The sequence below is a fragment of the Ochrobactrum sp. BTU1 genome, from assembly GCA_018798825.1.
In the GTDB taxonomy this organism is placed as follows: Bacteria; Pseudomonadota; Alphaproteobacteria; order Rhizobiales; family Rhizobiaceae; genus Brucella.
Genome location: CP076355.1, coordinates 1,657,426 through 1,663,974 on the forward strand (window position 1 = coordinate 1,657,426; position 6,549 = coordinate 1,663,974).

Below are 6,549 nucleotides of genomic sequence, written 5' to 3' on the forward strand. Positions count from 1 at the left end.
ACGGCAGTCTAAATCGCAAAATATGGAATAAAATCAGGCTTATGGCTGATTTGAGGGTAAAAGAATGGCACGGAAGAACATTTTTCAGAGCGTTATGCAGACCGAAGAAACGGAAGAAAACTCCGCGTCTCCAGTCGAAAATGTTTCGCGCCGCTTTGGTGCTGCAAAGTCACTCTCTGCGTCTATCGATGAACTCGCAAAGCAGGCCTCTCAAAAGCTCGATGGGGAAGCAATTGTCGAGCTCGATCCTTCCGATCTTGATGGATCTTTCATTGCTGATCGCCTGCCTGAAGCCGATGATCAGGAATATGCAGAGCTTTTGGAAGCGGTTCGCGAACGCGGGCAGGATAGCCCTATTCTGGTGCGCCCACACCCTCAGACCAGCGGTCGCTATATGATCGTTTTCGGTCATCGCCGCGCTAAAGTTGCTGGTGAGCTCGGCATCAAGGTGAAGGCTGTTATCAAGCCGTTAGCCGATCTTGAGCATATTATAAGCCAGGGCCAGGAAAACTCCGCGCGTGCCAATCTCAGTTTCATAGAGCGCGTTCTCTTTGCCGCTCGGCTCGAGGAACTGCAGTACAGCCGTGAAGCCATCCAGGCTGCTCTTTCTATCGACTACCAGACATTGTCGAAGATGCTGACCATTCCACGTTCGATATCGGAAGACATGCTGGTGGCGATTGGACCGGCAAAAGGCATCGGGCGTGACCGCTGGCTCGAATTGCGCAAACTCATTGAAATGCCGGGAAAGCCAGAAGCTGCACGTGAACTAATGCAAACCGATGCCTTCAAGGAAGCATCGTCGAGTACGCGTTTTGAACAGCTTTATGGTTACCTCAAAGGGGCAAATCAAAAGAAGCCGGTTACGAAGGCCGCATCGCGGACTGGTTCGACCTGGAGTGCGGCTGACAAAAGCGTGAGTGCAACGATCAAACAAAACGGCAAGACAGCGACACTGGCGCTTAGCGCTGCCAATGGTCCTCGCTTTGCCGATTGGATTTCGCGCAATCTGGATGAACTTTATGCGTCATTCAGTGCCGATGAGAAGTGAGTAAGCGTATTAGGTGAGGAAACTATCCTCGCCTGTCCTGCGTAACGAATAAAGTGGAAAGAGTGCAGGTGGTGGTCATCTGCATAATTTGACGAAAAGGAAAAAGCAGCAAAAGAAAAAGGCCCCCAAACGTCGCCGCGTGGAAGCCCTTCTCATTGGTTTAGCAGCTAGAGAATCGCAAATTCACGAATCACTGTCAAGTGTATTTAGCGTCATTTCGGCGGGTGGATTTCTTTTGCCTTGTGGAAGGTGAAAGAAAATGGAGTCTCAATTTGGCCTGACGCCGTTTGGCAGTCAGCGGATGACGCATGCCTTGTTGGCAGTGCATCAAAAAGCTAGAGAAATCCCTCAGGGAGCAGCTGCAGATAAGTGGCAGCTTCATCGTTGGCTATGTGAAGGCAAGAATATCATTGGTATCAGTGATCGTTCTTTAGCTGTACTGTCTGCCTTGTTATCATTTTATCCCGAAAATACGCTGGTCGAATCCGGTGCTCTGGTGGTGTTTCCATCCAACAAGCAATTGGCTCTGCGTGCCCATGGAATGGCTGATGCAACGTTGCGTCGTCATCTCGCGGCGCTGGTCGAAGCTGGTATCATTACCCGTCAGGACAGCCCCAACGGCAAACGTTATGCCCGCCGCAGCAAATCTGGCGAGTTAAAGATTGCATTTGGTTTCTCACTCGCGCCGCTTCTTATTCGTGCGTCCGAGTTTGAAGCTGCAGCTGAACACGTAAAAGCTGAAAAGGCTGCTCTGCGTGACATTCGTGAACAGCTAACTTTGCTGCGCCGCGATATTTCAAAACTGCTCGAATTTGCAATCGAAGCATCGCTTCCTGGCGCTTGGGATGAACTGAAAGTCGAGTTCCGTGCGGTTGTCGACAGCATTCCACGTCGCGCAGAAATGCAGGAACTGGCTACATTGGTCGCAAAACTTCAGGATATTCATGCTTCTGTTGATAAGGCTTTGAATAATAATCAAAAAGTTCAAAATTTGAGCGACAATGAATCCCAAAATGAGCGGCAGCTTAATGAATCAAAACCAGATTCCCATTTTGATAACGACATTGCAAATTTGAACAACAGCGCGACTACAGCACTGAACAACAGCGCTCACGAAACACATGAAACAAATATTTCTCTCGATCTCGTTCTCAGAGCGTGCCCAGAGATTGGTGCATATGCATCAATTCCTATCAGCCATTGGGAACATTTGATCGCAACAGCGGAGAAAGTAAGAGGTTTCATCGGTATCGATACCAAACTCTATCAAATGGCTCTGAAAATGCTTGGAAGACAGAATACGGCTATCACAATTGCCTATCTGCTCCAGCGTTATAACGATATTCGCTCTGTGAGTGGTTACCTTCGCATTCTTACGGAAAAGGCCGCTGAAGACGCGTTTTCTGTCAAAGCTCTTATGGTGAGTGCACTGCATATTCAGCAAAGAGAACGACAACTATCCTGATTGAAGTTTGATAGAATGCAAAAGAAGCAATGTGCCACAGCCAGTTCTTCGAAAACGATAAAGGGGGAACCTAGCTACATTCACCGCAGCATGATGAGAAGGTTGTAGATGCTGGGCGTGAGCAACCGCTCTTAATCCGTCGCCGGGCAAGGAGCGCAGCGATCAGGCGCTTTCCGCTCTGGCGTATAGGGCCTGATCGATTTGGTCAGGGCTATTTCACCAGCTCGGCGTGGACGAGATAACGAAGAGGACCTTGGTTAACCGCATCAAACGGATAGCAGGTCGCAAGAACCAGTTGAACGCCTGGAGCATGGATATCGATCTGAGCTTCGTCCCAACGTGTAACCGTCATATGCGTCGCGCGATAAGTGAAAATCTTGCCGTCATCGCGGGTGATGCGAATGAGATCGCCTTTCTCAAGATCTTTAAGAAAAGCAAAATGGGTATCGCGATGCGCTGCGTAAACCGCTGTACCGTTATCGCCTGCATTTGGTGTGTTTTGTAAATGACCGGGACCAAAAGCGAGAGCCTGTCCGCTTGCCCCATTCAGAGCAATTGCAGATGCAGCCAGACGAGGCGCTTCGATACGGGCTACCGGCCAGGTATCGGCCCAGCTCCATGGTTTGACTTTTTCACCTGAGGCTATGCTTTGTGTGAAAGCCCGTTCCAGAAGGATTTGTGCTGCATAGGCTTTTGCGTGAATCCATAGACCCTGACTGAACAGAACAAGACCACAGACCATCAAGGCGATAGACAGAAGGGTGAGGGGGGAGCGCAACAAAGCGCGCTCCTTTGTCTTTGTATTCTGAGCGATAACGATACTCATCATGCATTCCCCCTGCGGCGCGAAAACCAGAAGATCAAGAAACCGATGAAAAGAACGCCCGAACCCTGCAGCATGTTTAAAGTTGCTGGCGTTGCTGTTTGCGGAAGAGGTGTGGCTGGCGCCGGAATGCTTGGCATCCTGGCTCGTTCCTGAGCGCGAACCTTAATCTGGTTCTGTCCGGCCTCTGCATGTTCAAGTACATTGCGGTCTGCACGGATACCAAACAGAGCATCAAAATCCCATCCGGCGGGAAGCTCCAAAGGGATGTCGGCGCGGGTGAGGGGGGTATTGGCTGGCCGTGCTGGTGTCTGATCCACGGCAACGAGACTTGTGAGGCGTGTTACCAGATGATGCTCCAGTGCAAGGCTTAGGATACGCGTATCGGCCGCCAATCCTGTAATCTTGCCGAGCTTCATGTCCACTTCAGCATCATCAATCTTGCGACGAGCCCAGATTTTGGAAATGCCTTCTGCCGGGCTTGCCGCATCGAGCCTGAGGCTGACTGTCCAGGGCTTTCTGCCAACTGTACCATCAACTGTAATGGTACCAGTTGAGTGTTTTGTCCGTGCCGCAATCACCAACGGTTCACCCTGGTAAAGGTCGGGAAGAAGGCCTGGCGTCAGATTTACACCCTCTTGTGAGAAGGAAGCTCGAACATCGGTTACCACCGGGTTTTCGAGCTTAGCAAACAATTCACGCATCCGCTGGTCGACTTCCTCAACCGATCCGATATGCGTAAAGGTGCCACGTCCGATTTCCGATGCCTTGCTCATTAGATAGGTGTTGGGTGCTGAACCAATACCGACCATGAAGAGACGGGAGCGATCGCGGCGCGATGCGATGACATCAAGCATTTGCTGTTCGTTACTGATCTCGCCATCGGTTAGAAACACAATCTGACGCAGACCGGCTTTTTGATGGCTGTCATCAAGAGCCGCGTGCAATGCGGGCAGCATTTCTGTTCCCCCGACAGCGTCAAGCGTGGCGACATATTCGCGGGCATCGGTAATGTTGAGCGGCGTAGCAGGGACGGAGTCATCGAATACCTTGGTCAGAGTGTCATCGAAACGAATGACGTTGAAATGATCTGTGGGTTTTAAGCGGGAGAGGGCGTAGTCAAGACTGGCTTTGGCCTGCTTTATCGAGGTTCCGCCCATCGAACCTGAATTGTCGAGCACAAACACGATTTCTCGCGACTGATTTTCAGAATTTTTAACGACCGGTGGCGTGACGTAGGCCAGCACATAATCGTCATTTCCAACACGTTCCCGAAAGAGGCCGACATTGGGCATTTCGCTGTCAGCAGCTTGCCATTCGAGAACGAAATCGCGATCTGCTGTGACCTTCCCATCCAGAACGATCAGGGATGTCTGCTCGTTCTGCTGGTCGATTTTGATGGCGTGATAAAGGCTCTTGATATCAGTGGCTGGGAAACCGGGTTTGAGGGTGACTGCGATCGTCACGGGATTGGTGCGATCGTCGCCCGGCGCAGCAAGCGGCGTTTCAATCGCGGCATTGTCCGGCCCATGGGATGGTTCCGTTTTCTGTCTTCCCCAACCACTCTGAATATCCGCGGTTTCAATGATCGGGTCAGTGTTTTCGGGATTATAGCGGGGCGCCACAACGAGCGGCACGCGAAGCGAAAAGCGATTGTCGCTCAAGCGGACCGCCTGCTGGTATTCGATCTGAATAACCACTTTTTCGCGGGGACCAAGATTTGCAACTGCATTGGTGAAGATGTTTGGGCGCTGCTGTTCGATCAGAGCTGCCTTCTTGCCTTCACTTTTTGCCTTCTCATAGATTTCTCGTGCTGCCTGCTTTTCCTTGATATCGGCCACGATGACTTTATCGCCGACAATCATCTTCAGGGAATAAACCGCACTATCTTCAGGCAGTGGAAAGACATAAAGCCCCTCGACCCAGCCGTCGGTAGGGTTTTCAAAAACCTGACTGAGACGGGCGCGGGCAGTGGGACCGCTCACATCGATGTTGAAATCTGTTGCGAGCCGGGGCGCTTCGACATACTGGCCGGCTTGACTGCTCGCAAGCAGAAGGCTGCCGCTTTGCATGGCGTTCGGCGTTACATAGTCGGGCTTTTCCGCACGCGCGGATACTACGTTGAGAAGTGAGACAATAACGGCCAGGATTGGCAATATCGTCATGTTCACCAACCAGATGAGCTTGCAGAACTGCGATAGGCGAACTGCATGCGCTTGGGGATGAGGGCGATGAGAGTGTCTGCTTGCAGGCGACATTGTGCGCTCCTGTATCTATCGGATAACTGGACACAATTTGCGCCGGAGTGCTGTTTCCTTGCCAGCGTAAGCTTTGCCAAGTTTTGTCCATAGTTTGCCGGAAGCCACCTTGCCGGTTCCGCTTATGTGTGGAATTGTGAAGGAAAGTACGGATTCAGGAAATTCTCATGTCTCAGCAAGAAGCGGTTTTGTCCGATCAATTGAATCTCCGCGTTGCTGAACGGGTGCGCGAGGAAATCGCGCGGCGCAGAATCTCGCGACAGCATCTGGCTGATGAGGCGCGCATCAGCCTCTCCACGCTTGAGAAGGCACTGTCCGGGCATAGGCCCTTCACGCTGTCCACCATCATCAGGCTTGAGCAGGCCATGGGATTTGACTTGCGTGAGCAGTCGGAAATGGAAAAGCCCCAGCCCGTGGTGCCGCACGGACACGCTCCAGAAGAATTGGGTGCTTACTCGCGCCCTGCTGTATCCTGGCTAGAAGGAACCTTCCTTACCCTGCGCCCTTCCTTTGGCAATAGATCAGATATTTTCGCCTATTGTACCGATATCAGTTGGGATTCCGAGAATACGCATCTGAAATTTGAAGAGCGCGAGCGTACCGATACGTCTTTTTCGCAGCAGGGACGTGTTTCTGTCCCGCATCTCTCAGGCCATGTTTATCTAGTGACCAATACCTCTGGTCAGTACCGCATGGCGGTTCTCTCACGGCCAAGTATCGCTGGTGAAATGCACGGCATCCTCACGACATTGCGGGCAGGCCAGGGTGCGCAACTCACACCTGTTTCGGTGCCTCTGGCACTTATTCCGATGAAGGTTTTTGAAACGCCAGTGTTTGGCCGTGTAACATCTGCAGATCAGGCCTACGACCAATATTCACGCTTTATCAGAAAGACACTTGGAGATGGTTATGCAAGTTTCGTGACATCGGAATAGATTAATATTATCCCTTA

The 6,549-nt window shown here is 51.4% G+C and carries 5 protein-coding genes; 3 read left to right on the forward strand and 2 right to left on the reverse strand.

From position 1 onward, the window contains the following. Positions 1 to 64: 64 nt before the first annotated feature. Positions 65 to 1,051: a plasmid partitioning protein RepB gene (gene repB, locus KMS41_19050; protein ID QWK79553.1), complete on the forward strand. Its 987-nt coding sequence runs from the start codon at positions 65 to 67 to the stop codon at positions 1,049 to 1,051. A gap of 259 nt (positions 1,052 to 1,310) precedes the next feature. Beyond that, positions 1,311 to 2,516, forward strand: coding sequence for a replication initiation protein RepC (locus tag KMS41_19055; protein ID QWK79554.1), 1,206 nt, complete (start codon positions 1,311 to 1,313; stop codon positions 2,514 to 2,516). Positions 2,517 to 2,727: 211 nt separating this feature from the next. Here KMS41_19055 and KMS41_19060 read toward each other — a convergent pair whose 3' ends face one another. Together KMS41_19060 and KMS41_19065 are read right to left on the reverse strand one after the other, a co-directional pair. After that, positions 2,728 to 3,342, reverse strand: a complete 615-nt coding sequence (locus KMS41_19060; protein QWK80323.1) for a class GN sortase — start codon at positions 3,340 to 3,342, stop codon at positions 2,728 to 2,730. Beyond that, a complete protein-coding gene (locus KMS41_19065) occupies positions 3,342 to 5,597 on the reverse strand; it encodes a marine proteobacterial sortase target protein (protein QWK79555.1) in 2,256 nt (751 codons plus the stop codon). Before KMS41_19065 ends, KMS41_19060 begins: the two co-directional genes overlap by 1 nt. Before the next feature lie 167 nt (positions 5,598 to 5,764). Between KMS41_19065 and KMS41_19070 the strand changes: the two genes are divergently transcribed. After that, positions 5,765 to 6,532, forward strand: coding sequence for a helix-turn-helix domain-containing protein (locus KMS41_19070; GenBank protein ID QWK79556.1), 768 nt, complete (start codon positions 5,765 to 5,767; stop codon positions 6,530 to 6,532). Positions 6,533 to 6,549: the final 17 nt, after the last annotated feature.

Excerpts from the sequence above, each read along its gene's own strand:
- repB (QWK79553.1), top strand. The coding sequence starts at position 65 with ATGGCACGGAAGAACATTTTTCAGAGCGTTATGCAGACCGAAGAAACG.
- KMS41_19055 (QWK79554.1), top strand. The coding sequence starts at position 1,311 with ATGGAGTCTCAATTTGGCCTGACGCCGTTTGGCAGTCAGCGGATGACG.
- KMS41_19060 (QWK80323.1), bottom strand. The coding sequence starts at position 3,342 with ATGAGTATCGTTATCGCTCAGAATACAAAGACAAAGGAGCGCGCTTTG.
- KMS41_19065 (QWK79555.1), bottom strand. The coding sequence starts at position 5,597 with ATGTCGCCTGCAAGCAGACACTCTCATCGCCCTCATCCCCAAGCGCAT.
- KMS41_19070 (QWK79556.1), top strand. The coding sequence starts at position 5,765 with ATGTCTCAGCAAGAAGCGGTTTTGTCCGATCAATTGAATCTCCGCGTT.